This is a genomic window from Vibrio sp. 03_296 (assembly GCF_002265885.1).
Map to the genome: position 1 here is coordinate 1 of NZ_NPKW01001123.1, position 776 is coordinate 776.

1 protein-coding gene is annotated in these 776 nt (G+C 49.1%); it reads left to right on the forward strand.

Annotated elements, in window-relative coordinates:
* Window positions 1-340 precede the first annotated feature (340 nt).
* Window positions 341-776, forward strand: a 436-nt coding sequence (locus CIK04_RS30245; RefSeq protein ID WP_325206033.1) for a reverse transcriptase domain-containing protein, incomplete at its 3' end; no start/stop codon positions are given.

Genomic DNA, 776 nt, shown 5'->3' on the forward strand with positions numbered 1-776 from the left:
ATGGCGTGGAGGAGAAAACCGAGCTGACCATTAGCATCGCGTCTGATGGGGCACCGCATTTGCCAAAAGCAAGCGAGTGTTGCGAAGGGAGGAAGTACACTTTAAGTCTGTGATGAGCAGATGTTTTTTTTTAGTGGCACCCAAACCGATTCGCTATCGGGGTATTCCGGCGTGGTCACCTGTGGAAGCAGAAGACGACAACGAGAAACCGTGCACGGGAGTAACTTTGGCTCACTTTAGTCAATTGCCATTGAGCTAGAAAGCTAAACAGCAAAGTGAAACAAACCGACACTGAAGAAAGCATCCTGCCCCCACACAGCACACAACCCAAGGAGAGACGTTGAGAGTTTATTACAGTCTGTACGGTCACTTGCTCAATAAAGAGCGACTATACAGAGGATTTAAAAAGGTGTGTAAAGCGAAAGGCGCGGCCGGAATAGATAGGCAGAGCCTGAGCGACTTCGCCTCAAATCTGAGTGATAACCTTGACCAACTCCTCTCTGAACTCAAAACCAAGCAGTACCAACCACAGCCGGTCAGACGGGTAGAAATCCCGAAAGACGGCGGTGGAGTGAGATTGCTTGGCATCCCGACAGTTCGGGACAGAGTTGTCCAACAAACCCTAAACGACCTCTTAACCCCTATTTTCGAAGAGCAGTTCCATCCATCAAGCTTTGGATACCGCCCAAATCGAAGTTGTCACGACGCCATAAACAAAGCCACCATGTTCATCCGTCGTTATGGTATGCAGCATGTCGTGGATATGGACTTGTCAA